General features: G+C 66.6%; 24 protein-coding genes. 15 read left to right on the top strand and 9 right to left on the bottom strand.

From position 1 onward, the window contains the following. Nucleotides 1-110: 110 nt before the first annotated feature. From pdhA to ACYQ1Z_RS06700, 4 genes are read left to right on the top strand one after another with little or no spacing between them, the layout of a single operon-like run. Complete coding sequence (pdhA, locus tag ACYQ1Z_RS06715) at nt 111-1,352, top strand: pyruvate dehydrogenase (acetyl-transferring) E1 component subunit alpha (RefSeq protein ID WP_459791712.1); 1,242 nt, start codon at nt 111-113, stop codon at nt 1,350-1,352. Further along, nucleotides 1,352-2,332, top strand: a complete 981-nt coding sequence (locus ACYQ1Z_RS06710; protein ID WP_459791711.1) for an alpha-ketoacid dehydrogenase subunit beta — start codon at nt 1,352-1,354, stop codon at nt 2,330-2,332. The genes pdhA and ACYQ1Z_RS06710 overlap by 1 nt, the downstream gene beginning before the upstream one ends. Before the next feature lie 8 nt (nt 2,333-2,340). After that, nucleotides 2,341-3,810: a dihydrolipoamide acetyltransferase family protein gene (locus ACYQ1Z_RS06705; RefSeq protein WP_459791710.1), complete on the top strand. Its 1,470-nt coding sequence runs from the start codon at nt 2,341-2,343 to the stop codon at nt 3,808-3,810. A 4-nt stretch (nt 3,811-3,814) separates the two neighbouring features. Continuing rightward, entirely contained in the window at nt 3,815-4,432 is a 618-nt protein-coding gene (locus ACYQ1Z_RS06700) for a phosphatase PAP2 family protein (RefSeq protein ID WP_459791709.1), read from the top strand. Here the strand turns inward: ACYQ1Z_RS06700 and ACYQ1Z_RS06695 are convergent. The 5 genes from ACYQ1Z_RS06695 to ACYQ1Z_RS06675 form a co-directional block, all read right to left on the bottom strand. Beyond that, nucleotides 4,411-4,758, bottom strand: coding sequence for a hypothetical protein (locus ACYQ1Z_RS06695; protein ID WP_459791708.1), 348 nt, complete (start codon nt 4,756-4,758; stop codon nt 4,411-4,413). The two genes, ACYQ1Z_RS06700 and ACYQ1Z_RS06695, sit on opposite strands and share 22 nt — an antisense overlap. Before the next feature lie 157 nt (nt 4,759-4,915). Beyond that, nucleotides 4,916-5,344 (bottom strand): universal stress protein, encoded by a 429-nt coding sequence (locus ACYQ1Z_RS06690; protein ID WP_459791707.1) that lies wholly within the window; start codon nt 5,342-5,344, stop codon nt 4,916-4,918. Nucleotides 5,345-5,388: 44 nt separating this feature from the next. Then, complete coding sequence (locus tag ACYQ1Z_RS06685) at nt 5,389-6,678, bottom strand: aminotransferase-like domain-containing protein (RefSeq protein WP_459791706.1); 1,290 nt, start codon at nt 6,676-6,678, stop codon at nt 5,389-5,391. 62 nt (nt 6,679-6,740) lie between these two features. Continuing rightward, the gene (locus tag ACYQ1Z_RS06680) at nt 6,741-7,502 is read right to left on the bottom strand and encodes a GerMN domain-containing protein (protein ID WP_459791705.1); all 762 of its coding nucleotides are present in this window, start codon (nt 7,500-7,502) and stop codon (nt 6,741-6,743) included. Between the two features lie 211 nt (nt 7,503-7,713). Further along, nucleotides 7,714-8,271: an NAD(P)H-dependent oxidoreductase gene (locus ACYQ1Z_RS06675; RefSeq protein ID WP_459791704.1), complete on the bottom strand. Its 558-nt coding sequence runs from the start codon at nt 8,269-8,271 to the stop codon at nt 7,714-7,716. Between the two features lie 121 nt (nt 8,272-8,392). On the opposite strand from ACYQ1Z_RS06675, the gene ACYQ1Z_RS06670 reads away from it, so the two are divergent. The 6 genes from ACYQ1Z_RS06670 (at nt 8,393) to ACYQ1Z_RS06645 (ending at nt 16,564) form a co-directional block, all read left to right on the top strand. Next, nucleotides 8,393-9,001 (top strand): TetR/AcrR family transcriptional regulator, encoded by a 609-nt coding sequence (locus tag ACYQ1Z_RS06670; RefSeq protein ID WP_459791703.1) that lies wholly within the window; start codon nt 8,393-8,395, stop codon nt 8,999-9,001. Nucleotides 9,002-9,367: 366 nt separating this feature from the next. Then, nucleotides 9,368-10,351 (top strand): ABC transporter permease, encoded by a 984-nt coding sequence (locus ACYQ1Z_RS06665; protein WP_459791702.1) that lies wholly within the window; start codon nt 9,368-9,370, stop codon nt 10,349-10,351. Between the two features lie 3 nt (nt 10,352-10,354). Next, entirely contained in the window at nt 10,355-11,353 is a 999-nt protein-coding gene (locus tag ACYQ1Z_RS06660; RefSeq protein WP_459791701.1) for an ABC transporter permease, read from the top strand. Beyond that, nucleotides 11,350-13,587: a dipeptide ABC transporter ATP-binding protein gene (locus tag ACYQ1Z_RS06655; protein ID WP_459791700.1), complete on the top strand. Its 2,238-nt coding sequence runs from the start codon at nt 11,350-11,352 to the stop codon at nt 13,585-13,587. The genes ACYQ1Z_RS06660 and ACYQ1Z_RS06655 overlap by 4 nt, the downstream gene beginning before the upstream one ends. Nucleotides 13,588-13,636: 49 nt before the next feature. Continuing rightward, nucleotides 13,637-15,358: an ABC transporter family substrate-binding protein gene (locus ACYQ1Z_RS06650; protein ID WP_459791699.1), complete on the top strand. Its 1,722-nt coding sequence runs from the start codon at nt 13,637-13,639 to the stop codon at nt 15,356-15,358. Between the two features lie 135 nt (nt 15,359-15,493). Then, complete coding sequence (locus tag ACYQ1Z_RS06645) at nt 15,494-16,564, top strand: Gfo/Idh/MocA family protein (protein WP_459791698.1); 1,071 nt, start codon at nt 15,494-15,496, stop codon at nt 16,562-16,564. 102 nt (nt 16,565-16,666) lie between these two features. Here ACYQ1Z_RS06645 and ald read toward each other — a convergent pair whose 3' ends face one another. Continuing rightward, nucleotides 16,667-17,785, bottom strand: coding sequence for an alanine dehydrogenase (ald, locus tag ACYQ1Z_RS06640; protein ID WP_459791697.1), 1,119 nt, complete (start codon nt 17,783-17,785; stop codon nt 16,667-16,669). 233 nt (nt 17,786-18,018) lie between these two features. Between ald and ACYQ1Z_RS06635 the strand changes: the two genes are divergently transcribed. Beyond that, a complete protein-coding gene (locus tag ACYQ1Z_RS06635) occupies nt 18,019-19,239 on the top strand; it encodes a PucR family transcriptional regulator (protein WP_459791696.1) in 1,221 nt (406 codons plus the stop codon). Here ACYQ1Z_RS06635 and ACYQ1Z_RS06630 read toward each other — a convergent pair. After that, a complete protein-coding gene (locus tag ACYQ1Z_RS06630; RefSeq protein WP_459791695.1) occupies nt 19,236-19,691 on the bottom strand; it encodes a helix-turn-helix domain-containing protein in 456 nt (151 codons plus the stop codon). The two genes, ACYQ1Z_RS06635 and ACYQ1Z_RS06630, sit on opposite strands and share 4 nt — an antisense overlap. Before the next feature lie 48 nt (nt 19,692-19,739). On the opposite strand from ACYQ1Z_RS06630, the gene ACYQ1Z_RS06625 reads away from it, so the two are divergent. After that, entirely contained in the window at nt 19,740-20,570 is an 831-nt protein-coding gene (locus ACYQ1Z_RS06625) for an alpha/beta fold hydrolase (protein ID WP_459791694.1), read from the top strand. 4 nt (nt 20,571-20,574) lie between these two features. Here the strand turns inward: ACYQ1Z_RS06625 and ACYQ1Z_RS06620 are convergent, their stop codons facing one another. Beyond that, nucleotides 20,575-20,853: an HPr family phosphocarrier protein gene (locus ACYQ1Z_RS06620; RefSeq protein WP_459791693.1), complete on the bottom strand. Its 279-nt coding sequence runs from the start codon at nt 20,851-20,853 to the stop codon at nt 20,575-20,577. A 33-nt stretch (nt 20,854-20,886) separates the two neighbouring features. Next, nucleotides 20,887-22,572 carry a phosphoenolpyruvate--protein phosphotransferase gene (gene ptsP, locus ACYQ1Z_RS06615; RefSeq protein WP_459791692.1) on the bottom strand — a complete coding sequence of 562 codons (1,686 nt, stop codon included), beginning with the start codon at nt 22,570-22,572 and terminating at the stop codon, nt 20,887-20,889. Nucleotides 22,573-22,733: 161 nt separating this feature from the next. Between ptsP and ACYQ1Z_RS06610 the strand changes: the two genes are divergently transcribed. From ACYQ1Z_RS06610 to ACYQ1Z_RS06600, 3 genes are all read left to right on the top strand, one after another. Then, nucleotides 22,734-23,462 carry a TetR/AcrR family transcriptional regulator gene (locus ACYQ1Z_RS06610; protein WP_459791691.1) on the top strand — a complete coding sequence of 243 codons (729 nt, stop codon included), beginning with the start codon at nt 22,734-22,736 and terminating at the stop codon, nt 23,460-23,462. 99 nt (nt 23,463-23,561) lie between these two features. Continuing rightward, complete coding sequence (locus ACYQ1Z_RS06605) at nt 23,562-25,598, top strand: PTS mannitol transporter subunit IICBA (protein WP_459791690.1); 2,037 nt, start codon at nt 23,562-23,564, stop codon at nt 25,596-25,598. Beyond that, nucleotides 25,598-26,761, top strand: a complete 1,164-nt coding sequence (locus ACYQ1Z_RS06600; protein ID WP_459791689.1) for a mannitol-1-phosphate 5-dehydrogenase — start codon at nt 25,598-25,600, stop codon at nt 26,759-26,761. The genes ACYQ1Z_RS06605 and ACYQ1Z_RS06600 overlap by 1 nt, the downstream gene beginning before the upstream one ends. Nucleotides 26,762-26,999 lie beyond the last annotated feature (238 nt).

Genomic DNA, 26,999 nt, shown 5'->3' with positions numbered 1-26,999 from the left:
GTTAGGATCTGTAAGCCAACATATATGCCGCAAAGGGAATGTATTCCTTGAAAGGCATATATTCCAGCGACATTGCAATTGCATCCGGATGCGGCAAGCAAGGAGACGGTATGGGCACACATCTGCCTTCCACCGAGTTTGAGGGAACAGCGGTTGACGACCAGCGCGAGGCTGATGCGGAAGCCGTCATGGGCGAACCGCCCGTGCAGATGGTGCAGCTGCTGGGCCCGGACGGAAAGCTCGGCGCCGATCCCGTCTACAGCGACTACGCCAAGAAGCTGACTCCGGAGGACCTCCGCGGGCTGTACGCGGACATGGCGGCCATCCGCCGGTTCGACGTGGAAGCCACTGCCCTGCAACGGCAGGGCCAGCTGGCACTTTGGGTCCCGCTCACGGGGCAGGAAGCCGCACAGATCGGCTCGGGCCGGGCCAGCCAGCCGCAGGACTACATTTTTCCCACCTACCGCGAACACGGTGTGGCGCTGACCCGCAACGTGGACCTTGCGGAACTGCTTCGCCAGTTCCGTGGCGTCTCCAACGGCGGCTGGAACCCGAAGGACACCAACTTCCACCTTTACACGCTGGTCCTGGCGGCCCAGACCCTGCACGCCGTCGGCTACGCGATGGGCATCCAGCGCGACCAGAAGCTCGCCGCAGCCTCCAACCGCGCAGGCCAGGAACCGGAGGCGGCAGTGATTGCCTACTTCGGCGACGGCGCCAGCTCCGAAGGCGACGTCCACGAATCCATGGTCTTCGCCTCCTCCTACAAGGCCCCCGTGGTGTTCTTCTGCCAGAACAACCACTGGGCCATCTCGGTGCCCACCAACGTCCAGACCCGCGTCCCGTTGTCCAACCGGGCCAAGGGCTACGGTTTCCCCGGAATCCGGGTTGACGGCAATGACGTCATCGCCGTCCACGCCGTCACCGAGTGGGCGCTCGAGCACGCCCGACAGGGCAACGGGCCCGTCCTCATCGAGGCGTTCACGTACCGGGTGGGCGCGCACACCACCGCGGATGATCCCACCAAGTACCGGCACTCCGACGAAGAGGACGCGTGGCGGGCCAAGGACCCGCTCCTGAGGCTGGAGAAGTACCTCCGCACCGAGGGCCTGGCTGACGACGCCTTCTTCGCGAAGGTCAAGGCCGACGGCGACGAACTCGCCGCCTACGTCCGGCGCACCACCCACGACCTCGAAACCCCCGACATCCGCTCCGCATTTGCCAACACCTATGCCGAGGCGCATCCCCTGGTGACCGAAGAGCTTGCCTGGTTCGAGGAGTACAGCGCGGGCTTTGCCGGCGACGAAGCGCTGGCGGGGGACGCCGGACAAGCAGCAAAGGCAGGCCACTGATGCCCACCATGACCATCGCCAAGGCCATCAACGAAGGCCTCCGGACCACACTGGCCAGCAACCCCAAGTCACTCCTGATGGGCGAGGACATTGGCCCGCTCGGCGGCGTCTACCGCGTTACGGACGGGCTGATCGGTGAGTTCGGGCCGGACCGCGTGGTGGACACGCCGCTCGCTGAATCCGGCATCATCGGCACCGCCATCGGACTTGCGCTGCGCGGGTACAACCCGGTTTGCGAAATCCAGTTCGATGGCTTCGTCTTCCCCGGGTTCAACCAGATCACCACCCAGCTGGCCAAGATGCACGCCCGCAGCAACGGCAACCTCACCGTTCCGGTGGTAATCCGCATCCCCTACGGCGGCGGCATCGGCTCGGTGGAGCATCACTCGGAATCGCCCGAGGCACTCTTCGCGCACACCGCCGGCCTTCGCATCATCACCCCGTCCAACCCGCACGACGCCTACTGGATGATCCAGCAGGCGGTGCAGTGCCAGGACCCGGTAATAGTCTTCGAACCCAAACGCCGGTACTGGCTCAAGGGCGAGGTGGACGTGGCAGCCCCCGGCCCCGCTGAAGACCCCTTCAAGGCCCACGTCCTTCGCCAGGGAACTGATGCGACCATCGTGGCCTACGGGCCGCTGGTCCCCGTGGCGCTGGCGGCAGCCAACGCCGCCGGGGAGGACGGCCACAGCGTGGAGGTCATCGATCTCCGCTCCATCTCCCCGTTGGATTTCGACACCGTCACCACGTCCGTGCAGAAGACCGGCCGGCTGATCGTCACGCATGAGGCGCCGACCTTCGGAGGCATCGGCGGCGAAATTGCGGCACGGGTCAGCGAGCGTGCCTTCCATTCACTTGAGGCCCCGGTCATCAGGGTAGGCGGCTTCCACATGCCGTATCCCGTGGCAAAAGTGGAGGAAGACTACCTTCCGGACATCGACCGCATCCTTGAGGCGCTGGACCGCGCACTCTCCTACTGAGGACTCCCATGACGCTCAACAAGTTCAACCTGCCCGACGTCGGCGAGGGCCTTACCGAGGCGGAGATCGTCTCCTGGAAGGTCAAGCCGGGGGACGCCGTCGCCATCAATGACGTCCTCTGCGAGATCGAAACGGCGAAGTCCATCGTGGAGCTGCCGTCCCCCTTCGCCGGCACCGTCACCGAGCTGCTGGTCCCCGAAGGCGTGACGATCGACGTCGGTACTGCCATCATCAGCGTCAGCGATGAGGTCGCAGGCGACCCCACCCCCGCGGATACGCGTGCCCCGGAGGTGCCCGTGCAGCCGCTGTACGGCAAGCTTCCGGACGGGGCAACGTCCGACGCCGGCCCCCAGGACAGTGCCTTGGCCGGCGGTCCGCTGGTGGGTTCCGGGCCCAAGGCTGACGCCGTGAAGCGCAGGCCGCGGAAGGCCTCGCCCGCCGCTGCCTTCACCGCGAACGCCCCCGAGGTCGAACCTGTGCAGCCGCACACGACGGCGGAGATCCAGGACACGCCGACGCCCGCTACCAGCCAGGACGCCGCCGTCGATAACCGGCCCACCCTGGGCGGCACCATCACTGGCCTTGTCAACCGCGTCCTGGCCAAGCCCCCGGTGCGGAAGATCGCCCGGGACCTGGGCATCGACCTCGCGGACGTAGTGGCCACGGGTTCCCGCGGCGAAGTGACCCGGGAGGACCTGGTCAGCTACCAGGCCCAGCGGGACGCCGAACTCGACAAGGCCGACGGCTTCTGGGGCAAGGCCGGCAAGCCCCAGGATGAGCGGGTCGAGCGGATCCCGGTGAAGGGCGTCCGGAAGGCCACAGCCAAGGCCATGGTTGAGTCTGCCTTCTCTGCGCCTCACGTCAGCATCTTTGTCGATGTGGATGCCAGCCGCACCATGGAATTCGTCAAGCGGCTGAAGGCATCACGGGACTTCGAAGGCATCCGGGTGTCGCCGCTGCTCATCCTGGCCAAGGCGGTCATCTGGGCCGCCGCCCGGAACCCCAGCGTCAACGCTGCCTGGGTGGACAACGGCGAGTCAGCCGAGATCCACGTGAAGCACTACATGAACCTCGGCATCGCAGCGGCCACGCCTCGAGGGCTGATGGTGCCGAACATCAAGAACGCCCAGGACCTGTCGCTCAAGGAACTGGCATTGGCGCTGAACAACCTGGCCACCACGGCACGGGCCGGCAAGACACAGCCGGCGGAAATGCAGGGCGGAACCCTGACCATCACCAACATCGGCGCGCTGGGTATCGATACGGGAACCCCCATCATCAACCCCGGCGAGGTGGCCATCGTCGCCTTCGGCACCATCAAACAGAAGCCATGGGTGCTGGACGGCGAGGTGATCCCGCGCTGGATCACCACCCTGGGCGGCTCCTTCGACCACCGTGTGGTGGACGGTGACCTGTCCGCCCGCTTCATGGCGGACGTGGCGGCCATCCTCGAAGAGCCGGCACTGCTGCTGGACTGAGGGCGTGGTCATCAACGCCGGCCGAATCCGAGCGAAGAACAGGGCGGCCAGGTGGTTGACGGAGACGTTCCAGCCGCCCGTGGTGGTCACCATCCAGCTCCTGGCCAGCCCGGTCATCGAGCCGGGGTTTCCGCAAACGGTGGTGTACGGGGCGCTGGCGGCACTGTTCGTGTGCGTTATTCCCCTGGTCCTGCTGCTGGTCCTGGTACGCCTTGGGAAAGTCACGGACCACCACGTCAGTGACCGGAAGCAGCGGGCGCCGGTGCTCCTGATGGCACTGGGATCGATCCTCGCCGGGCTTCTGGTCCTGGCGGCGTTAGGGGCGCCGCAGAGCGTGACCGCGATGGTCCTTGCCGTGGTGGGCGGGGTGGTGGTCCTTGCGGTGGTGAGCCCGTTCTGGAAGATGAGCGGACACGCTGCCGCCATTTCCTGCTCTGCCGTGATAGCCGTGCTGATGCTTGGCGCGGCCTGGATTCCGCTGCTGCTCCTGGTTCCAGCCGTCGGGTGGTCGCGCGTTGTCCTGCGCGCACACACGGTGGCTCAGGTGGTGGCGGGTTCCCTCTTTGGCGGAGTGGTGATGGCTGGCATCTGGTGGATGCTTCAGGGCCTCATGGTGCCGTAGGACATGGAGGCGAACATCTCGAGCGTTGCCGGGTCGGCGGTGGTTCCCAGGGCAACGGCGGCCGCAGTCATGAGGACACCCATCGCGGCGGCCATGCCGGCCCACGCCGTCAGGAGCTTCCAGTCTTCGCGCAGGACCTTGCCAACGGTTTCGGGAAGCTGCAGGTCCGGGGAGATGAGGTTCGGCGCGGTGTCCACGGAACCGTCGTCCAGGAGCGCCACGACGGTTCCATTGCCGCGGTCCACGCGCATGGAGCAGATGTGGTTCCCGTGGCGGGCCAGGAGGATGTCGTGGCCCACAAGCTGACGGCGCTGCAGAGTAATCAATGGTGCCCCTCGGTTGTGGTGGTTGCCGGGAATCCGCACCTTTGGGGCCCTGTTCAATTTTATCTTTGCGCCCAGAGCGTAAATGGCGTATAAGGCGTGAGAACGGACACTCCCCATGGCGATATGTGCCACCAGGGGGAGTGTCCCCGGTAACTGCCTAGTCGGCGTCGTAGGTATTGGCGATGTAGACGTCGCAGGGGGCGTTGTGTGCCACGCTGTTCGCCACGCTGCCCAGGACGCGCCCGATGCCCTTCATCCTGCGGTTTCCGACGACGATGATGCGCGCCTCCACGCGGAGGGCCTCCTTGATGAGGGCGTCGGCGGGACGCCCCCGTGCGGCGGAGTAGGTCACCTTGACGCCGCCGCCGAGCGATTCCGCCACGGTCCGTGCAACATGCTCGGCTGCGTCGGCGTCGGAGACGATCCACTGGTCACTGCCGCTGCCAAACACCTCGGTACGGTCGCTGTCGAAGGCGGAGACCACGTGCAGTTTTGCGTTCATGGCCGCGGCGAGATCACGGGCGGACTCTGCTGCCTTCTTTGCCGTTCCGCTGCCGTCGACCCCTACAACGATGGTTCCGCTCATGTGTATGCTCCTTTGCTTGGTGTGCGGCGCTGGTGGGGCCTACGCTACAGCGCGGCGATGGCTTCCTGAAGCACCGGGGCGAGCCGCCGCACGCCTTCGGCAATGGCGTCCGGGGGAACGGCGCTGAAGGCGAGGCGCAGTTTGTTGGACGGTTCGTCCGACGGCGTGAAGGCGGCTCCGGGGATGAACACCACGCCGGCGTCGATTGCCTTGTGCAGCAGCGGGTAGGTGTCCAGCCCTTCCGGCAGGGTCACCCACACAAAAAAGCCTCCCTCGGGACTGGTCCAGGTGGTTCCCGGCGGCATGTATGCGGCCAGGGCGTCGAGCATGGCCTGGCAGCGCTCCGAGTAGAGGCCGCGGTAGGTCCGGATCTGGGCCTTCCAGTCGTACTCCCGGAGGTAGGCGGAGACCAGCATCTGGTTGAACGCCGGCGGACACAGCGTGACGGATTCGGCCGCCAGGTAGTAACGGCGCTGCAGGTGCGCCGGGACGAGGGCCCATCCGATGCGCAGGCCGGGGGCAAAAATCTTCGAAAAGGACCCCATGTAGATGACGTCGTCGGGATTTTCCGCTCGCAGCGGAGCCAGGTGTTCACCGCTGAACCGGAGCAGGCCGTACGGATTATCCTCAAGGATCAAGATATTCGCCCTGCGGCATATCTCGACTATCTGCTGGCGGCGTTCCTTGGCCAGTGTGATGCCGGAAGGATTGTTGAAGTTGGGGATGGTGTAGAGGAACTTGATGCTCTTGCCTGCCAGCTGGAGCGCCGCGATCCTGGCTTCCAGCAGTTCGGGCACCAGGCCGGCGCCGTCCATCTCCACGGTCTCCACCTGGACCTGGTAGGCCTCGAACGTGTTCAACGCGCCGACGTAGGTGGGATCCTCGACCAGCACCACGTCGCCCGGGTTGCAGAACACCTTCGTCGCCACGTCCTGGGCGGACTGCGAGCCGGCCGTGATCACCACGTTCCGCGGATCGGCGTCCGTGATTCCTTCCGCCGCCATCACTTCGCAGATCTGCTCCCGCAGTTCGGCCGTCCCCTGGCCCGCCCCGTACTGCAGGGCCGTAAGCCCGTCCTCGGCAATAATCCGCGCGGCGGTGGCGGCGAGCCGCTCCATTGGCAGCGACTGCAGATACGGGCTTCCGCCGGCAAGGGACACCAGCCCCGGGCGCATGGAGATGTCGAAGACATCACGTACGGCAGACTGCCGGATGTGTGCGGCACGTTCGGAGAACAGCTCCTCGTGACGGTGGGCGGACGTCGCGGCACGTTCGATGGCGTCGATGGCTTCGGCGGGCAGCGTCCCTGCTGCATCAAGTGTTTCGTGGCTCACATGCACAGGATACAGTCGGCTGTTGCCCTTAATGCAACATCTGTTGAATATAAAGTTCCGGGCTACCGGTCGCTGCGCAGCGCTTCGCGCAGTGGCTGTCCGTTGACGTACACCTCGGCCCTGACCGCTCCCACCGCCGCCACCGCGGTCTGCGTCAGCTGTGCATCCACGCGGGGTGTGTCGCACGCCCCGCCCAGGCTAAGCAGGCCTGCCAGGTAGACGGTCACGGTGGTGCCGTCAAAGGAGCCGGACAGGAAACGGAGCTGCGAGCCGGCCAGCGCGTTGTACACCTCACCCGGTCCGGCGCCCGATGGCTCCGTCATGTCGCCGTCCGCCAGCAGGGCGCCGATGGCGGCCGCGAGAGGCTCGGCGGCCTCCCCGGCGGGGCGGTCAACGCCAACCAGGCTGTCATTGCACCCGAACCGCACGCCTTGGCTGCCGCCGTCGTCCAGCAGCACGTAGTAGGCGGTAACGGTGCGCTGTCCTGCGGCCGCCTGTTGGGTTTGCCTGGGCGACGGCGACGGCGTCGGCGATGGCGCGGGTGCCGCCGTCGCCTCCGGCGCTGGAAGTGTCTCCGGCGTGGCCGCAGGCGGCGGGCTGCTTGCCTCGACTTCCGGCTCCAGGCTGGGAACGGGCGGAGCCTGTCCGGTTCCGGCCGGGGGCGGCGCCTGGGGCTTTGGGGTTGGGTCCTGCAGGGGAGGCGGGGCCGCGGGGCTCCCGGCCGATCCCTGAAGGGTGGACTCAACGGTAGCGGGAGCAGTAGGGGTGACACATGCAGCCAGGAGCAGTGGAAGGGCAAGGCAGGCGCTCGCTGCTGCCTGCATTGCCGCCCGCCGCCGTCGGGGGCTCCATCCTGCCGTCATCCGTGCACCGCAATCCCGTCCGGGACCATCCCGTGGATTAACGTTACGGCCGGCCCTTCAGCCGCGGATGTCCGGGAGGTACCGGTTGGGACAAGAGTTGGTCACGGCACCACCCGGACACGGAAGCGCCCGGCGCGCATCACTGCGGACCGGGCGCCTTGGAGTGCGCGGACTAGGCTGCGGGTGCGGCGGCTGCCAGTGCGTCGAACACACCCTTGATCTGCTCCACCACTTCGGCGTCGTCCTTCGGGTGCACCTCGGCGAACCGGACCATGGAGCCGGGGACGGCGAGCTTGACGTCCTCAAGGACTTGGGCGCCGGCAATGCCCACAGCCTTGCGGGCCTCATCCTGCGCCCAGACGCCGCCGTACTGGCCAAAAGCGGTACCGACGACGGCGGTCGGCTTGCCTGCCAGCGCGCCGGCGCCGAAGGGGCGGGACAGCCAGTCGATGGCGTTCTTCAATGCGGCGGGAACGGTGCCGTTGTGCTCGGGCGTGACCAGCAGGACGGTATCCGCTTCGCTGGCGGCTGCGCGGAGGGCGGCGGCAGCGGCCGGGACCTGGCCTTCGACGTCGATGTCTTCGTTGTAGAAGGGGATGTTCCCCAGGCTCTCGTGGATAACAACGTCCACCTGGTCGGGGGCATTCAGCTGGATGGCCTCGGCCAGCTTCTGGTTGGTGGATTCGGCACGCAGGCTGCCGACGAGGGTGAGGACAGTGCTCTTGGTCATGGGAACTCCTTGCGGTAAGGGCTGCGGGGGCCGCGGCCGTTCAAAGCTGAGGCTTCTTGATGCCTTCACCACTCTAAACGGACCGCGGTCCGCTTGTATTCCCGGGGGCTAGAATGACGCTGTGAGCTCCCTCCCACTGCGCCCGGGCACACCGCCGGCAACAGCCGCGGAACGCCGTGACGCCGCACGGAACCGGGAGCGCCTGCTGGCTGCGGCCCGGGAACTCATCCAGGAATGCGGCGCCGAGGGCCTCACCATGGACCGCCTCGCTGAACGGGCCGGCGTGGGCAAGGGGACGGTATTCCGGAGGTTCGGGAGCCGGGCCGGACTGATGCTGACCCTGCTGGACGACTCCGAAGCTGCTTTCCAGGCGCGCTTCCTTTTTGGCCCGCCGCCCCTTGGCCCCGGTGCACCGGGCCTGGACAGGCTGATCGCTTTTGGCTCCGAGCGCATCGCCTATGTGCTGGAGTTCGGGGAGCTTGTGCTTGCGGCCGAAACCGCCGCCCGGGGCCGCTACGATGTCCCGGCCGCGGCGCTGTGGCACCGGCACGTCGAGGTGCTGCTGCGGGAGGCGGGCTTCGACGGGGACGCATGGCTCATGGCTGGTTCGCTCACCGCCACCCTCGATCCCGAGCGCCTGCTGAACCTGGTGCGGGTTCACGGACTTGCCCCCGCGCGGCTGGCCGCTTCGTGGAGTGATCTTGTCACACGCGTGGCGAGGGCCGCGTAGATTACGCCGTTGCCGCGGCCGGCGTCCAGTCAAATCAACTTCACAGAATTATTCATAACGATCTGGTACGGGGGTCGCGTCTTTACGCTCCTTTGCCCCCAATTGGGGGACCCGCTTGTGATAGTTTCCTCTGGAATGTGACCCGCGACATAGTCCACCAGGGCTGCCTGCCAAGGCGCGGGACGCCAGCCACCCGCTGGCATGGTATCCGGTGAAGCGGCACAACTCCCGCTGATCCGGAGGGGGAGGGAAGGATCTTGCTTGTGATTGTAGATTTGCCCGGCATCCGTAACCGCCGGGTGGCCCCGGAATTGCCGCCGCGCCGCATTCCCCCAGCCCCGTGCGCGGCGGCGAAGCAGAAGTAGCGTGCTCAAGTACCTCGCCAAGCGCGGCATCACGTACGTGGTCATGATCTTCCTGACCACCTCCGCCGGATACTTCCTCGCCGTCAGTTCACTGAAACCCGCCCTGTTGGAGCAGGAACGCATTCCGCGTCCCACCCCGGAACAGGTTGCCGAATCAATGCGGCTCAAGGGCCTTGATCCTGACCTGAGCCCCTGGGAGCGGTACGTCGAGTGGCTGACCGCCATTGTGACCCGCTGGGACTGGGGCCGGAGCCCTAACGGCGCCTTCATCAACGCCGAGTTCGGCGACCGCGTCTGGATCTCCACCCGGCTGTTCATCGCCTCCATCGTGCTGACGCTGGTCATCGGCGTGGCATTGGGCGTCTACTCCGCGGCGCGGCAGTACAAGTTCCAGGACCGCGCCATCACCTCCTACAGCTACCTGGCGTACATCGTGCCTGCCCCCATCGCCTACTTCCTCGTGCAGCTCGGCGCGATCAGCATCAACGAATCCGTGGGGGAGCGCATCTTCTTCGTCACCGGGATCTCCACGCCGGGGATCCAGCCCGGGTGGGAGCAGTTCGTCGACATGCTGGCGCACTACGCAGTCCCCACGGTTGCCATCACCCTCGTCGGGTGGGGTTCCTACCAGATAGCCCAGCGCCAATACCTTCTGGACAACGTCAATGCCGACTTCGTCCGCACCGCCCGGGCCAAGGGGCTGAGCCGTAACCAGGCCATCACCCGGCACGCCCTGCGCGTCTCCTTCATCCCTGTGGCGCAAAGCATCGCCTTCACCATTCCTGCCATTTTCGCCGGCGGATTCTTCGCGGAGAAAATATTCGCCTGGCCGGGCGTGGGCTCGTGGAGCATTGATGCCATTTCCCTGCAGGACGTCAACGCCGCCACCGCCACCCTCGCCTATGGTTCCGTCATCTTCGCGGTGGGCGCCATCCTTGCCGACTTCGCCACCACACTGGTGGACCCGAGAGTGCGGGTGCAGTAGCGGATGACGAACCTGAACGCCGTTGACCCGGCAGCCGTGGCCCAGGACGCGCACCTGGACCATGCCGACGTCGTCATTGGAAAGTCCACCATCATCTTCCGCCGCTTCATGCGGAACAAGACTGCGGTCGCGGGCCTGGCCATCTTCCTCGCGCTCACCCTGTTCTCCTTCGTGGGCGGATACTTCACGCCTTGGGACAAGCAGACCATCGACCCCTTCAACATCGGGATGCCGCCTTCCGCCGAGCACTACCTGGGCACTTCCCAGGCGGGCATCGACCTCTACGCCATGACCGTCGAAGGCACACGCATCTCCATCCTCATCGGCCTGGTGGTCGGCCTCGTGTCCGTCCTGATAGCCGCCGTCTACGGATGCACCATGGCGTACTTCGGCGGCAAGGTGGACAAGGTGATGCTCTTCATCCTTGAAGCGCTCATCATGATGCCCGCGCTTTTGGTGGTTGCGGTAGCCACAAGCGGAGGCGGCGCCGGCCTCAAGCGGGACCTGCCGTCCTGGCTGCTGCTGATCGTGGTGCTGCTGGTCTTCAGCTGGATGGGCACCGCCAGGCTGATCCGGTCCATGTCCATGTCGCTGATGCAGCGCGACTTCGTGAAGGCCGCCCAGTACATGGGAGTGCCCCCGCGCCGGATCGTTTGGCGGCACCTGGTGCCCAACATCGGCTCGCTGCTGGTGCTGGACATCACCCGCGGAGTCACCGCCGCCATCCTGGCCGAGGTCGCCTTCTCCTTCATCGGCATCGGTATCAAGGTTCCGGATGTGAGCCTCGGCGTGTTGATCGGCGGAGCCACCTCCCAGGTCCAGACGTTCCCCTGGATGTTCTGGGTTCCCCTGACCGTGATGTTCCTCCTCACCGGCTCCCTGGCCATGATGAACGACGGCCTGCGGGACGCGTTCGACCCCAGCTCAAATTCCTCCGGAAAAGCCGGCAGGAAGAAGGCCAGGAAGAACGGTGCGGCGGCGGCAGGGAAGAAGACAGCATGAGCAGCGAAACCACCATGGGGCCTGCAGAGTCCACAGGAATGCCGGCGGAGCGCCTGCACGTGGCCGGGCTCCACTCCGCAACGGACGCCGTGCTGTCCGTGCGTGACCTCCACGTCAGGTTCAACTCCGAAAACGGCCTGGTGCACGCGGTCCGCGGGGTCGACTTCGACCTCCTGCCCGGCAGGACACTTGGCATCGTGGGCGAGTCGGGATCCGGAAAATCCGTCACCTCGCTGGCCATTATGGGCCTTCTGCCCGGGACGGCGGGGGTCTCCGGCTCCGTCCGGCTGAACGGGCGGGAGCTGCTCGGCCTCAGCGACAAGGAGATGTGCCGGTATCGGGGGAACGACCTTGCCATGGTCTTCCAGGACCCGCTGTCCTCCCTGACACCGGTGTACACGGTCGGCGCCCAGATCATCGAAGCGCTCACCATTCACAATCCCGCCATGAGCCGGCAGGCGAAAGAAGCCCGCGCCGTCGAACTCCTCGCCATGGTGGGGATTCCCAGCCCCAAGGAAAGGCTGCGCGCCTTCCCGCACGAATTTTCCGGCGGCATGCGCCAGCGCGTCATGATCGCCATCGCCATCGCCAACAACCCGCGGGTCCTCATCGCGGATGAGCCCACGACGGCCCTGGACGTGACCATCCAGGCGCAGGTCCTGGAGGTGCTTCACACGGCGCAGGAGGAGACGGGCGCCGCCGTCGTGATGATCACGCACGATCTTGGCGTGGTGGCCGGCATGGCGGACGACATCATGGTCATGTACGCGGGCAAGCCGGTGGAAACCGGAGCCGTGGACGACATCTACTACAACCCGCGGATGCCCTACACCATGGGCCTGCTGGGTGCGGTGCCCAGGGTGGACGTGGCTGAAAAGTCGTCCCTCGTGCCCATCGAGGGCATGCCGCCCAACCTCCTCCAGGAGCCCACGGGCTGTTCTTTCGCGCCGCGCTGCCCGCTCGCCTCGGACGCCTGCCTGGACGGCGAGCCGCCCCTTGCCCCCGTGCCGGGAGGCCCGCAGCACCGTGCGGCGTGCATCAAGTCCGCCGCGCTGGGTGGGGAGGTGGACGTGCTGGACGTCTTCGCGGCCCCGCCGGTGCCGGTGTCCCGGTTCGACGCCGTTCCCCGCGGGGAGCGCCCGGCCGTGCTTGAGCTCAAGGATGTCCGGAAGCACTTCCCGCTGACCAGGGGTGCACTGTTCAAGCGGAGGATCGGCACCGTGAAGGCCGTGGACGGAATCAGCTTCGACATCCGGGAAGGGGAATGCTTCTCCATCGTCGGCGAATCCGGTTCGGGAAAGACCACCACCCTCCTGGAAATCATGGAGTTCGACAAGGACCAGGACGGCGAGGTGGTGATCGGCGGTATCAGTAACAGGCAGTCCGCCGACGCCAAAGCCCGGAACGCCATGCGGCGGGAACTGCAGATGGTGTTCCAGGACCCGACCGGCGCACTGGATCCCCGGTTCACTGTGTACGAGGTCCTGGCCGAGCCGCTGCAGAACGCCGGGATGGACGGCAAGGCGGTCAGGAAAAGGATCATGGAGCTCATGAAGCTCGTGGGCCTGCAGCCGGACCACGTCAACCGCTTCCCCAACCAGTTTTCCGGCGGGCAGAGGCAACGGATCGGGATTGCCCGGGCGCTCGCGGTGAACCCGAAGCTGGTGGTGCTCGATGAACCCGTGTCCGCCCTCGACGTGTCCGTGCAGGCGGGTGTCATCAACCTGCTGGACAAGCTCCGGGCCGAACTGGGGCTCAGCTACCTGCTGGTGGCCCACGACCTGTCCGTGGTCCGGCATATCTCCAACCGCGTGGCCGTGATGTACCTGGGCAAGATTGTGGAAATCGGCGAGGTGGACCGCGTGTTCGACAACCCCCGCCACCCCTACACCAGGGCACTGCTGTCCGCCATTCCCGTGCCCGATCCCCAAGTGGAACGGACCCGGGAACGCATCATCCTCAGGGGTGACCTGCCGTCTCCACTGGACGCCCCCAAAGGTTGCAACTTTGCCACCCGCTGCCCGGTTTTCGCCGCACTGCCACCCGCCAAGCAGGAGAAGTGCCTCACGCTTGAACCCCCGTTGGAGGCGGTCACTCCCTCCGCCGCAGCGCGGGCACTGGAAACAAGTGCGAAGCAGCCCCTTGACCAGCGCTTCGCGTGTTTCTTCCCGGACGGGGAGCTCGACGAGGACATGCTGGTGGTTCACGACCAGGCGGACCACCATGCACCCTAGGACCATCAGACCCACCAGCATCACCACCCGCATCAACGAAGGGAAAACCATGAGGAAACTGAACAGGATCGGCGGAGCAGCGGCCATTGCTGCAGCTCTGGCGCTGACCGCCTGTGGCGGCGGTGGTGGCGGAGCCACCGGCCCGGAAACGGCCAAGGGGCAGGAGGCAGGCGACGACCTGTCCAAGCTGATCAGCATCAACGAAAAGCCCGCCGCCGATCTTGAACAGGGCGGCAAGGTTACGCTTCCGCTGGGCAGCATCGGGCCCAACTTCAACGGTTTCTCCAATGACGGCAACAGCTCGGACAACTCCGCGCTGATGGCCCCGATCAACCCCGTCGCCGTGAGCGGCGGCGGCATCGGCGGCTGCTGGAAGGTGGACTTCAAGGGCAAGGCCACCCCCAACACGGACTTCTGCGAGTCCGTGGAGAGCGAGATGGTTGACGGCAAGCAGACCGTGACCATCAAGGTCAACGACAAAGCGACGTACAACGACGGCACGCCGATCGACATCAAGTCATTCCAGAACACGTGGAACATCCTGAAGAGCCCGGACGCGGGGTACGACATCGTGACTTCGGGGTCTTACGCCTTCGTCGAGTCCGTTGAAGCCGGCAGCAACGACAAGGAAATCGTCGTCAAGATGAGCCAGCCGGTCTACCCGCTGGAGGACCTGTTCTTCGGCCTCATCCACCCGGCCGTGAACACCCCCGAGATCTTCAACGAGGGCTTCGTTGGCGAGATGCACCCGGAGTGGATGGCCGGTCCGTTCAAGGTGGACCAGTATGACGCCGCCGCCAAGACCGTATCCTTGGTGCCCAACGAAAAGTGGTGGGGCGCCAAGCCGGTCCTGGAGAACGTCGTTTTCCGCCAGCTTGAAACCAGTGCCCAGATCGCGGCGTTCAAGAACGGCGAAATCGACGCCATGTCCGCCAACACCATCGCCCTGTACAAGCAACTGGAAGGCACCAAGGACTCCGAGGTCCGCCGTGGGCAGCGCCTGTTCGCCGGCGGCATGAACATCAACGCCCAGCGCATCACCGACGTCGCCGTGCGCGAGGCCATGTTCGCCGCCGTCGACCGCGAAGCCCTGCGCAAGGTCCGCTTCAACGGCCTCAACTGGGAAGAGCCGAGCTCCGGCTCCATGATGCTCCTGCCGTTCTCCGAGTACTACCAGGACAACTACCCCGTGAAGGAAACCGGTCCTGAGGCTGCCAAGAAGGTACTGACCGACGCCGGTTACACCGAAAACGCCAACGGCATCATGGAGAAGGACGGCAAGCCCGTCTCCTTCAAGATCAGCAACTTCGGCGACGACCCCACCACCCTCGCCTTCACCCAGACACTGCAGAAGCAGCTCCAGGACGCCGGTATGGACGTCGGGATCGACCAGCGGGCCTCTGCCGACTTCGGCAAGGTCATCGGCGGGCGCGAGTTCGACCTCAGCGTCTCCGGCTACACCGTGGGCGCCGACGCCACCTCCGCCGTCAAGCAGTACTACGACTCCAAGACCAACGAAAACGGCCTTGGCGACGAGGAACTGGACAAGAAGATCGCCGACCTCGCCTCGATTGAGGACAACGCCGAGCGCAACAAGGCGGCCATGGAGGTGGAGAAGGAACACATGGCCAAGTACTTCTCCATGGGCGTGATCATGAACGGCCCGCAGATCTCCTTCGTCCGCACCGGCCTGGCCAACTACGGCCCGTCGCTGTTCCAGAGCCTGTCCCAGGTTCCGGACTGGACCACCCTGGGCTGGGAAAAGAAGTAACCAGCTAAGCGCTCCGGCACGTATTGCAGAAAGCGTGCCAACGCCCTCCCACCTTCCGCGCACGACCGGCGGAAAGTGGGAGGGCGTCCGGCTTTAAGCGAACGAAACGGGAGAGCGCCGGAGTAGCGTGGCCTTATGAACGGAACTGCTGCCCCACGCACCATCCGTACCGCCGTGGTCGGTTATGGACTGTCCGGAAGTGTCTTCCACGCGCCACTGATCAGCGCTGACGGCAGCTACTCACTGGACATCATTGCCACGTCCGACGCCAGCCGGCAGTCCGCCGCCACCGCCCGGTATCCCGGAGTGAAAACCGTCCCCCATGGTGATGCGGTGCTCGACTTCGCCTCCGACCTCGACCTTGTGGTCCTGGGAACGCCGCCGGCCACGCACTACCCCCTGGCCAAGGCAGCCCTGGAAGCGGGCCTGGACGTTGTGGTGGACAAGCCGTTCACCGTGACCAGCGCCGAGGGACTGGAACTGATCAGCTTGGCGGACAAGCTCGGCCGGGTCCTCACCGTCTTCCACAACCGCCGGTGGGACGGTGACTTCCTGACCCTGCGGAAGCTGCTGGCCGCGCAGGCTGTCGGCACGGTGACCAGGTTCGAATCACGCTTCGAGCGCTGGTCCCCGATCATCGCCAAGGCGTGGAAGGCACGCGCCACGGCGGCGGAGGGCGGTGGAACACTGTACGACCTCGGCACCCACCTGATCGACCAGGCGCTCCAGCTGTTCGGCCCGGCAACAGTGACGCATGCAGAGCTGCGGGCCCGGCGCTCGGATGAACGCGCTGACGACGACAGCTTTGTGGTCCTCAGGCACGAGACCGGCGTGCTCAGCCACCTGCACATGAACATGCTGTGCGCCCAGCAGGCCCCACGGTTCCGGGTGCTGGGGTCGGTGGGCGGCTATACCAAGCACGGCGTGGATCCGCAGGAACCCTACATTATTGCCGGCGGCAGTCCCCTGGACGCGGAGTACGGGGTGGAAGCACCGGAGTGGGCAGGGCTCCTGGGCCGGGACGGGCACCTGGACGCGCTGCCCACTGAGCGCGGCGCCTACCCCGAGTTCTACCGGCTGCTCGCGGACAAGATTTTCGACGGCGGCACCCCCTCCGCAGCGCCCCTTCCGGTGGACCCGACCGACGCCGTCGAGGTCCTCAAGCTCATAGAAGAGGCACGGGAACGGGCATCGGGAAAGGCTTAACCACGAACGCTGGGCGACAGACATCCGGCAGCGTGCGTCAAGGCGACGGAGGAGCCAGCACGCAGAGGATGTGTGTCGCCCAGCGCAGCGGGCGGCAGATGATCAGGCCGTGACCAGCTCGTGCCAGTCCGCAACGAGCGGCAGGTTGTGCGCTTCGGAGACGGAATGGTGTGCCACGTGGCCGGCTGCGATGTTCAGGCCGGCGGCGAGGGCCGGGTCGCGGTCGAAGGCAGCCTTCACACCGAGGTTGGCCAGCGACACGGCGTAGCGCAGGGTGACATTGGTCAGCGCGTAGGTGGAAGTGTTCGGCACGGCGCCCGGCATGTTGGCCACGCAGTAGAAGATCGTGTTGTGGACCTTGTACGTGGGTTCCTGGTGCGTGGTGGGGTGGGTGTCCTCAAAGCAGCCGCCCTGGTCCACCGCGATGTCCACCAGCACCGAACCCGGCTTCATCCGGGCCACAAGCTCGTTGGTGACCAGCTTGGGGGCCTTGGCCCCCGGAATCAGGACGGACCCGATCACCAGGTCGGCGTCAACCACGGACTTCTCGATCTCGTACTTGTTCGACGCGACCGTCTTCAGCCGGCCCTGGTACTGGGCGTCGAGTTCGCGCAGCCGGTTGATGTTGATGTCCAGGATGGTGACGTCGGCGCCGAGGCCCAGGGCCATGGCTGCGGCGTTCGTGCCAGCCACACCGGCGCCCAGGACAACCACCTTCGCCGGGCGGACGCCGGGGACGCCGCCGAGCAGGACGCCCTTGCCGCCGGCAGGGGCCATCAGCGAGGAGGCGCCCACCTGAACGGAGAGGCGGCCGGCCACCTCGGACATGGGGGCCAGCAGCGGCAGGCTGCGTCCTTCCTGGACGGTTTCGTAGGCGATGGCGGTGACGCCGGAGTTGATCAGTTCCTGGGTCAGCTCGGGCTCGGCAGCGAGGTGCAGGTAGGTGAAGAGGATAAGGCCCTTGCGGAACCGGTGGTACTCGGCCTTGATGGGTTCCTTGACCTTCATGACCATGTCGGCGCGGGCCCAGACGTCGTCAGCGTCGGCAACGATTTCGGCGCCGGCGATTGAGTATTCCTCATCGGTGATGCCTGAACCGAGGCCGGCGCCGCGCTCCACCAGCACGGTGTGGCCGTGGGTGCGGAACTCGTGGACGCCGGCGGCGGTGATGGCCACGCGGAATTCGTTGTTCTTGATTTCTTTGGGGACACCGATGATCATCGTGGACTCCAGGTTCTCGGCCGGGTAGGCCGGAAAGTGCGGAAGGATTTCGTGTTTCCACGATAAATCCGGTTGTGAGCCAGCCGACATGCACTTGGATGGCCGGTGGTGCGGAAACCGCTTGATTTCGCGGGTTTTTGCCGCTCAGGCTCGACAGATGTCGAGGCGCAGGGCGTCAAGTGTCGCCTGTTGTCCGTTCGATCCGGCGGCCCGCAACGCAGTAATGTTGCCCCATGCAGCAGCAGGGTGTGGAGCAGCTCGTGGAGCAGGTGGCACAGAAGCTTGGACGCGGGCTGTCGCTCGAGGACCTGGACGGGGTGCTGCTCGCCTACAGCTCCAACCAGTCCCACGCGGACCGGGTCCGGGTCAACTTCCTATTGAGCAAGAAGGTCCCGGCCGACGTCAGCGCCTGGCAGCTGTCACACGGCATCGCCACCGCAGTGCGGCCCGTGGTCGTGCCGGCCAACCCGGACCTGGGCATGCTGGGCCGGGTCTGTGTTCCGTTGATGGTCCGCGGGTTCCGTGTGGGCTACCTGTGGGTGCAGCAGGACGCGGAGGATGAGAGTCCGGCGGCGATCCTCACCCAGCTGCCGGCCGTCAACCAGGAGTTGGAGTTGCTGTCCGGCCTGCTCCTCGACTCCAACACCGCCGAATCCGAATTCCGCCGCAGCCGGGAACGTGAGTTCCTGGCCGCCTGCGCCGGGGAGCCCAACGCCGTGGCAGCCGTGGCGGGGTGGAAGGAGGTCCAGGGAAAGGGGCCCTGGCAGATGGTGACCGTCCTGGACGCCGACGGCTGGGCAAGCGGCCCGGATCCCATCGCCGCCACCCTGATCCACCGGTCCACCGCCCTCCAGGCCACTGTCGGGGTGGACGCTGCGCTCTTCAGCGCCGGGACCGAGACGCACTCCGTGGCGCTGTTCCGCGACTCCACCGGGCGCGCCAACCACGCCCAGGTGCTGGTCCACTACCAGCTGGAGCTGGCCAAGCGTTCCGGCCGGCCCGTGCACCGCATCATCCTGGGCATCAGCGAAGGCTTCAGCCGCACCCGCCAGCTGTCGGAGGCCTACCGGCAGTCCAGGGTGGCGGCCCAGGCCGCCGCAGTGGACCCGCAGCTCGGAGAGCTGGTGGACTGCCGGGCTGCCGGCGTCTACCAGCTGCTCGCGTCCGCCGGGGGAGGGGTGGGCGCCTGGGCGGACTCGGGCTCGGTCTACTTCCGGATGCTGGAGGACCACGACAGGAACGGGGAGCTTATCCCTGTCCTTGAACTGCTGTACGACAACGACGGGTCCGTCCAGGACGTGGCTGCCAGGCTCCACCTGCACCGCAGCAGCATCTACAACCGGCTCGCCCGGATCCGCCAACTTCTGGGCGTTGACCCGCTTAAGGGCATGCTGCGGCTGGAACTGCACGCGGCCCTGAAGATGCGGCGGTGGGCCGGAAGACCCCGGATCTAGCCCTCCGGCGCGCTCTCCGGGGTGCTCTCGTCCGGGCGGCCGGCCTTTTTACGGGCAGACCTCTTCTCCTGCTCGATCCTCTGCTGCTCCGCCTTCTGCTTCTCCAGCCAGGCCATGATGGCTGCCAGCGGAATGCGCCGGTGCGTCCCCCGGTACTCCACCGGGATCTCGCCGCGGTCCGTCATGTTGCGCAGGTAGGTGTGCGAGATGCCGGCCAGCTCCGCGGCCTTGGACGTGGTGAGCATGTCCTCCACGCTGCTCACGGTCACGGCTTCACCGCGGCTGAACCGGTGCAGGAGATCCACGACGGCGTCCCTCGCCACCGGGGGCAGCCGGTGGACGGTGCCGTCCACGAACACGGTGATGTCATCGCTGCCGGCCAGCGCCCGTGTCAGCCTGTCGGCATCTTCCCGAGGCAGGGCGCCGGTCATCCGGGGAGCTATCTGTGCCATGGATTCAGCCTACCGGCGGGCCGCCGCCTCCGGCGGTATGCTCGGCTGATGGCATTGAGCGACGGGCGGGACGTGGACTACGGCGGCCTGCAGGGGACGCTGTATGCCTCAGTCCTGCCCGCAACGTCGGGCGAGGGGCCGGGAGTCGGCGGGCAAACGGCACGGGGGCAGGCCGCAGCAGGGAAACCGGTCTACGTGCTGCTTCACGGCATCGGGGTGTCCCACCGCTACCTTGCCCGCCTGCACGTGGAACTGGCAAGGAACGCGGATGTCTACACGTTCGACCTGCCCGGCTTCGGCAAGGCATCGCGGCCCAAGCGCCAGCTGCAGGTGGAAGACTTTGCCGCTTTCGTTGCCGGCGTCCTGGCGGCGGAAGGTGTCCGGACCGCCGTCGTCGTTGGCCACTCCATGGGGACGCAGGTGGCCGTGGAGCTCGCACTGCAGGAGCCGGACCTCGTGGCCGGCCTGGTCCTGATGGGCCCGGTAGTGGACGCCGCCAGGAAGACCGTCACCCGGCAGGCGCTGGCTTTGACCCGGGATGCCCTGTTCAGCGAATCCCTGACCTCCAACCTCATCGTGTTCGGCGACTACTTCCGGGCCGGTCCCCGCTGGTACCTGACCGAACTGCCCGTGATGATGGAGTACCCCACCAGGGACAGGGTGGCGGCTGTCCGCCAGCCGGTGCTGGTACTGCGGGGTGCCAAGGACCCGATCGCCAAAAGCCCGTGGTGCGCCAGCCTGGCGGGCGCCGCCCGGCAGGGAACCTTCAAGGAAATCCCCGGCCAGGGGCACGTCTTCCAGCACACGGCCCCGGACATCGCGGCCCGCACCATCAGCGGCTGGGTCCGTGCCGTCGACGGGTTCGGCGTCACCGCCTGAGCCGCTAAACGGCGTCGAGATCCGTTTCCAGGAGCTTGACCAGCGAGTCCAGCGCGGCGTCCGCGCCGTCCCCTTCGGCGCGCAAAACCACAACGTCGCCCTGGGAGGCGCCCAGGGTCATCAGGGACAGGATGCTCGAGGCGTCGAGGGCGTCGTCGGCCGGCTCGCCTTCACGGGCGATGGTGACGTCGACCCCCACGTCTCCGGCAGCCTCGGCGAAGAGGGCAGCGGGGCGGGCGTGCAGGCCGGAGCGGCTGGCGATGGTGGCGGTGCGTTCAGGCAATGGTTTCTCCAGTCGGGTGCGGTTGCGGCAGGTTCAGAGCCCGAGTTCGTCCAGGACCGGCAGCTTTTCGCGGACCCATGCCCTGGCTTCGGTAGCGCTGGGTGCGGAGAGGGCCAGCTTGGCCAGTTCCTGCGCCTCGGACAGGGTGACCGTCTTGAGGACGGCGGCGACGGCGGCCAGCGAGCGGGCGGTCATGGACAGCGTGTTCACGCCCAGGCCGGTGAGTACGACGGCGAGGGCGGGGTCCGCGGCAGCCTCACCGCAGACGCCGACGGGCTTGCTGTTGCCTTCGGCCCTGGACCCTTCCACGGTCAGCCCCACCAGGCGCAGCACGGCCGGCTGCCACGGAGTGTTCAGGTTGGCCAGGGGGCCGAGCTGGCGGTCGGCGGCCATGGCGTACTGGGTGAGGTCGTTGGTGCCCAAGCTGGCGAAGTTCACCTCGCGCAGGATGGATTCGGCGGTCAGGGCAGCGGAGGGGACTTCCACCATCACGCCCGGGTTCCGGATCCCGGCAGCTTGGCACATGGACGCGAAGTGGGCGGCTTCCTCGGCGGTGGAGATCATGGGCGCCATGACCCAGACGTCCGCCTCGGACTCCTTTTCGGCCAGGGCGATGGCCTGCAACTGGCGTTCCAGCACGCCAGGGGTGGTGAAGTCGGTGCGGTAGCCGCGGACACCGAGCGCCGGATTGGGCTCAGTGGAGTCGGTGAGGAAGGGCAGTGGTTTGTCCGCACCGGCGTCCAGGGTGCGGAGCACCACCTTCTTGCCCGGGAACGCATCAAAGACGCCCTTGTAGGCGGCTGCCTGCTCCTCAACGCTCGGCTCGGTGTCCCGCTCCAGGAAGCAGAACTCCGTGCGGAACAGGCCCACGCCCTGGGCGTTGAGCCCGGCAGCCGCGGCAGCGTCCTTGGCGCCGCCCACGTTGGCGAGCAGCGGCACGAGGTGTCCGTCCGCCGTCGTGCCGTTGCCGTCGAAGGTGGCGAGCAGCGAGGCGTTGCTGGCCCAGGCCAGGGCTGCTCCGCGCTGGGATTCGTCGGGGTCGATGCTGATGGTGCCGGCCGCGCCGTCAACGTACACCTCTGCCCCGTCCGGCAGTTCGTCCACGCCCGCGGCGGCCACGACGGCCGGCAGGCCCAGCGAACGGGCGATGATGGCCGTGTGCGACTGGGGTCCGCCGCCGGACGTGACCAGTGCCAGGACCTTGTCCGGGTCCAGGGTCGCGGTGTCGGCCGGGGCCAGGTCCTCGGCCACCAAAATGAACGGGGTGGCGGAGGAGGGGATGCCCGGTGCGGGGACGCCGCGCAGTTCGGCCACGATGCGGGCCCGGACATCGAGTACGTCGGTGGCGCGTTCGGCCATGTAGCCGCCCAGGTTATGCAGCATCTCGGAGACGGAGGCGCCAGCCTCCCAGATGGCCCGCTGCGCGGAGGTGCCACGGGCAATCAGCTTGGAAGCGCTCTTCAGGAGCATGGTGTCCTTGGCCATGAGCGCGGTGGCTTCGAGGACGGCCTTGCCGTCACCGCTGGCGGTTTCGGCGCGGGACTTGAGCTCGTCATGGACAGCGGTGGCAGCCGCCTTCAGTGCTGCGGTGGCTTCCTCGGAGGTGGTGTCCGGTGCCAGCTGTTCGCCGGCGGGGGGTTCGCTGATCGGTTTGGGCATCTGGCGGATGGTTCCGATGACGCGGCCCGGGCTGACGCCTACTCCTGGGAAGTTCTGCACTGAAGGTCCTCATTCTCTTCCGGTAGCCAGGCCCGCCAGGATCTCCGGCGCCGTGCCGGGGCCGCCTGCGGACTGCTACGTCCGAAGGCGGGAAACGTGCCTGAAAAAATTGTATGTGATTCAGTTCATATAGCATTGCTATAGGTGCTAGGGTAGCGGTTATGAGTTTGGATGGCCAGCTTCCCCCCAAAATGCGGCTGCTCCGTGCTGCCGCGGAATTGCTGGCAAAATCCGGGGGAGCTCCCGTCTCGACCCGCCAGATCACCCAGCTGGCGGGGGTTTCGGCGCCCACCCTGTACCACCACTTCGGCGACAAGGAAGGCCTGTTCGACGCCGTAGTCGCCGCGGGATTTGAGGAATATGTCGCGGGCGAAAGGGATTTCGCCCCCTCCGGGCAGCCGCTTGAGGACATCCGGAGAATGTGGGACAACCACGTCCAGTTCGGGCTCAACCAGCCGGAACTGTACTTGGTGATGTTCGGCAACATCCGCCCGGAAAGCCGCCCCGCCATCGTTGCAGATGCCGAGGCGCTGATGGAGGAGATGCTGAACAAGGCAGCGGCGGCGGGCCAGCTGAACGTCCAGCCCCGGGAAGCGGCCAGGTCCATCCTGGCGGCCAACGTGGGAGTGACGCTGATGCTGATTGCGGAGCCCGCCACCGAACGGAACCTCGAACTGTCCACCATGACCCGGGACGCCATGATCTTTGCGGTGTCGGCAGCGCCCTCCGGCGGCGCGGCCCCGGGCGACACCGGGAAGTCCTCGGTGGTGGTGGCAGCGATCGCACTGAACGCCGCACTTCAGGCCTCGCACTCAGACCAGCTTTCCAGCTCGGAACTCAAACTCTTCCTCGAATGGCTGCACCGGATCTCCACCAGCCCCGCCGGCTAGGCCGCCTCAACGTCGCACTACCCGTTCCACCAGCAGTCACGTCGCTCGTCATCATCGGACCATCCTGCGGAGCAGCAGGACAGACGGTTAGGAAATCACATGGCAACAGAAACAGTTGCAAAGCCCCGTACCAGCGCCCGGGTACATATCCAGAAGTTCGGGACGTTCCTGTCCGGGATGATCATGCCCAACATCGGCGCATTCATCGCCTGGGGCCTCATCACCGCCCTCTTCATCGAGAAGGGGTGGCTTCCGGTACCGCAGCTCGGCGGCTTTGGTGAGACCGACGGAAAACCGAACATCGGCCTCGTCGGACCGATGATCACCTACCTGCTGCCCCTGCTGATCGGCTACACCGGCGGCAAGATGGTCTACGACGTCCGCGGCGGCGTGGTGGGCGCCATCGGCACCATGGGCGTGATCGTGGGCGCGGGCATCCCGATGTTCATCGGCGCCATGATCATGGGCCCGCTGGGCGGCTGGACCATGAAGAAGATCGACTCCATCTGGGACGGCAAGATCCGGCCCGGCTTCGAGATGCTGGTGAACAACTTCTCCGCCGGCATCTGGGGTGCCCTGCTGGCCATGCTGGGGTTCTACGCCATCGCCCCCGTGGTGTCCGCCTTCAGCGCGGGCGCCGGGAACGTCGTGCAGTTCCTTGTCGACAACGGCCTGCTGCCGCTGACCAGCATTTTCATCGAGCCGGCCAAGGTGCTCTTCCTCAACAACGCCATCAACCACGGTGTGCTGACCCCGCTGGGCGTCCAGCAGTCCCTGGAGCAGGGCAAGTCCATCCTCTTCCTGCTCGAGGCCAACCCCGGCCCCGGCCTGGGCATCCTGCTGGCCTACATGTTCTTCGGCCGCGGCGCCGCCAAGGCCTCCGCTCCCGGTGCCGCGATCATCCACTTCCTCGGCGGCATCCACGAGATCTACTTCCCGTATGTCCTGATGCGCCCGCTGCTCATCCTCGCAGCCATCGCCGGCGGCATGACGGGCATCGCCACCCTGGCCATCACCGGTTCCGGCCTGGTGGCTCCGGCCGCCCCGGGTTCCATCTTCGCGGTGCTTGCCCAGACCTCCCGTGACAGCTACGTCGGCGTGATCCTGGCAGTCCTGCTCGCGGCAACGGTCTCCTTCCTGGTGGCCTCCGTCATTATGAAGACCACCAAGCACAGCGACGAGGTTGACCTCAATGACGCCACCTCCCGGATGGAGCAGATGAAGGGCAAGAAGAGCTCCGTGGCCTCCACCCTGACCGGCGCAGGCGCAGGTGCTGCCGCCGGCGGCGTCGGCGTCCTTGCAGGACCCGTCAGGAACATCGTCTTCGCCTGCGACGCCGGCATGGGCTCCAGCGCGATGGGCGCCTCGGTGCTGCGCAACAAGATCAAGGCTGCCGGGTTCCCGGACGTCAAGGTCACCAACGCGTCCATCGCCAACCTCCGCGACGACTACGACGTGGTGATCACCCACCAGGACCTCACCGAACGCGCCAAGCCGGCCACGTCCAGCGCCGTCCACTACTCCGTGGACAACTTCATGAGCAGCCCGCGCTACGACGAGATCGTCGAACTGGTCCGCGAAAGCAACACCGGGGGCGGCACTGTTCCCGGCACCGAACCGGCCGAGGGAACGCCGGGCGGGGCACATGCAGCCGCCCCGGCGGCTGCAGCACCCGTCGCGGCAGGCAGTGCAGGCACCGGAACCTCTGACGTCCTTGCCCGCGAAAGCGTGGTGCTCAACGGTTCAGCCACCACCCGCGACGCCGCCATAGACGAGGCCGGCCGGCTCCTGCTGGACCGGGGCGCCGTCGACGAAGGCTACATCGCCGCCATGCACGAACGGGAAGCCTCCGTCTCCACCTATATGGGCAGCTTCCTGGCCATCCCGCATGGCACCAATGCTGCCAAGGACCACATCCGCAAGTCCGCGGTGTCGGTGATCCGCTACCCGGAGGGCATCGACTGGAACGGCAAGCAGGTCAAGTTCGTGGTGGGTGTCGCCGGCGTCAACAACGAGCACCTGCACATCCTGTCCTCCATCGCGAAGGTGTTCACGGACAAGCAGCAGGTCGCCCGGCTGGAGGCAGCCACGTCCGTGGATGAAGTCCTGGAGCTCTTCGGAAAGGTCAACGCATAGTGAAGGCAGTACATTTTGGTGCCGGGAACATCGGCCGCGGCTTCGTGGGCCTCCTCCTGCATGACGCAGGCTACGAGGTGGTGTTCGCGGACGTCGCTGACGCGCTCATCGCCCAGCTCGCGCAGGCGGACAGCTACCGGGTCCACGAAGTCGGGGAGGACGCCACCGAGCGGCCGGTCACCAACTTCCGTGCCTTGAACTCCAACACCCAGGAAGCCGAACTCGTGGCGGAGATCGCGACGGCGGACATCGTCACCACCGCGGTGGGCCCGCACGTCCTCAAGTTCGTGGCACCGGTCATCGCCCGCGGCATCGCCGCCCGCGAGGATGGGCTGGCCCCGCTCCAGGTCATGGCCTGCGAGAACGCCATCAACGCCACGGACATCCTCGCCAGGGAGGTGGCCTCCCGCCCGGAGGCCGCCGGCGGGGCGCTGGAAGGCCGCGCGGTGTTTGCGAACACCGCCGTGGACCGGATCGTGCCCAACCAGGAACCCGGCCAGGGCCTGGACGTTACGGTGGAGACGTTCTACGAGTGGGTGATCGACCGGACCGCCTTCGCCGGCGCAGCCCCGGCCATCCCGGGCGCCACGTTCGTGGACGACCTCGCACCGTACATCGAGCGGAAGCTGTTCACGGTGAACACCGGCCATGCCTCGGCCGCATACTTGGGGTTCGAGGCCGGACTGGAAAAAATATCCGACGCGATGGCGGACCAGGATGTGGCCGAGGACGTCCGTGCCGTGCTTGAGGAAACCAAGCAGCTGCTGGTGGCTAAGCACGGCTTCAGCAATGACGAGCAGGAGGCCTACGTCCAGAAGATCCTGGCCAGGTTCTCCAACCCCCACCTGCCGGACACGGTCAGCCGGGTGGGCCGGGCGCCGTTGCGGAAGCTCAGCCGGCATGAGCGGTTCATAGGGCCGGCCGCAGAGCTCGCGGAGCGCGGTGTGGTGCCGGAGGCCCTCCTGGGGGCCATCGCTGCAGCCCTGCGCTTCACCGATCCTGCCGACGCCGAGGCAACGGAATTGGCCAGTATCCTCGCGTCCGAAAGCCCCACCGATGCCACGGCCAGGATCACCGGCCTGGAACCGGAGCACCCGCTGTTCAACGCCGTCGCCACCCTGGTGGAGGAACGCCAGGCGGAGGTCGCCCGCACCCCCGCCTGACCCGGCTTTCCTCTCCGCAGCACCCGACGTACTGCCCGCTGCCCACAAACGACGACGCCGGCACTTCCGTAAGTGCCGGCGTCGTTCGCGTTATCCCGCGTTCAAAAGACTCTCCATCACTTCCTGCGCCCTTTCCAGCGGCAGGTTCAAGGGGTCGTTGCAACACCTGAGTGATTGGGGTGTTGTTGTGGGTTTTGGTCGGCCTGAGCTGTTGCATTCGGTGGTGCGGGTTTTCTGG

This window comes from Arthrobacter sp. AD-310, from assembly GCF_054656615.1.
The sequence above is the reverse complement of the archived record's forward strand: the minus strand, read 5'-3'. Positions and strand labels throughout refer to the sequence as shown.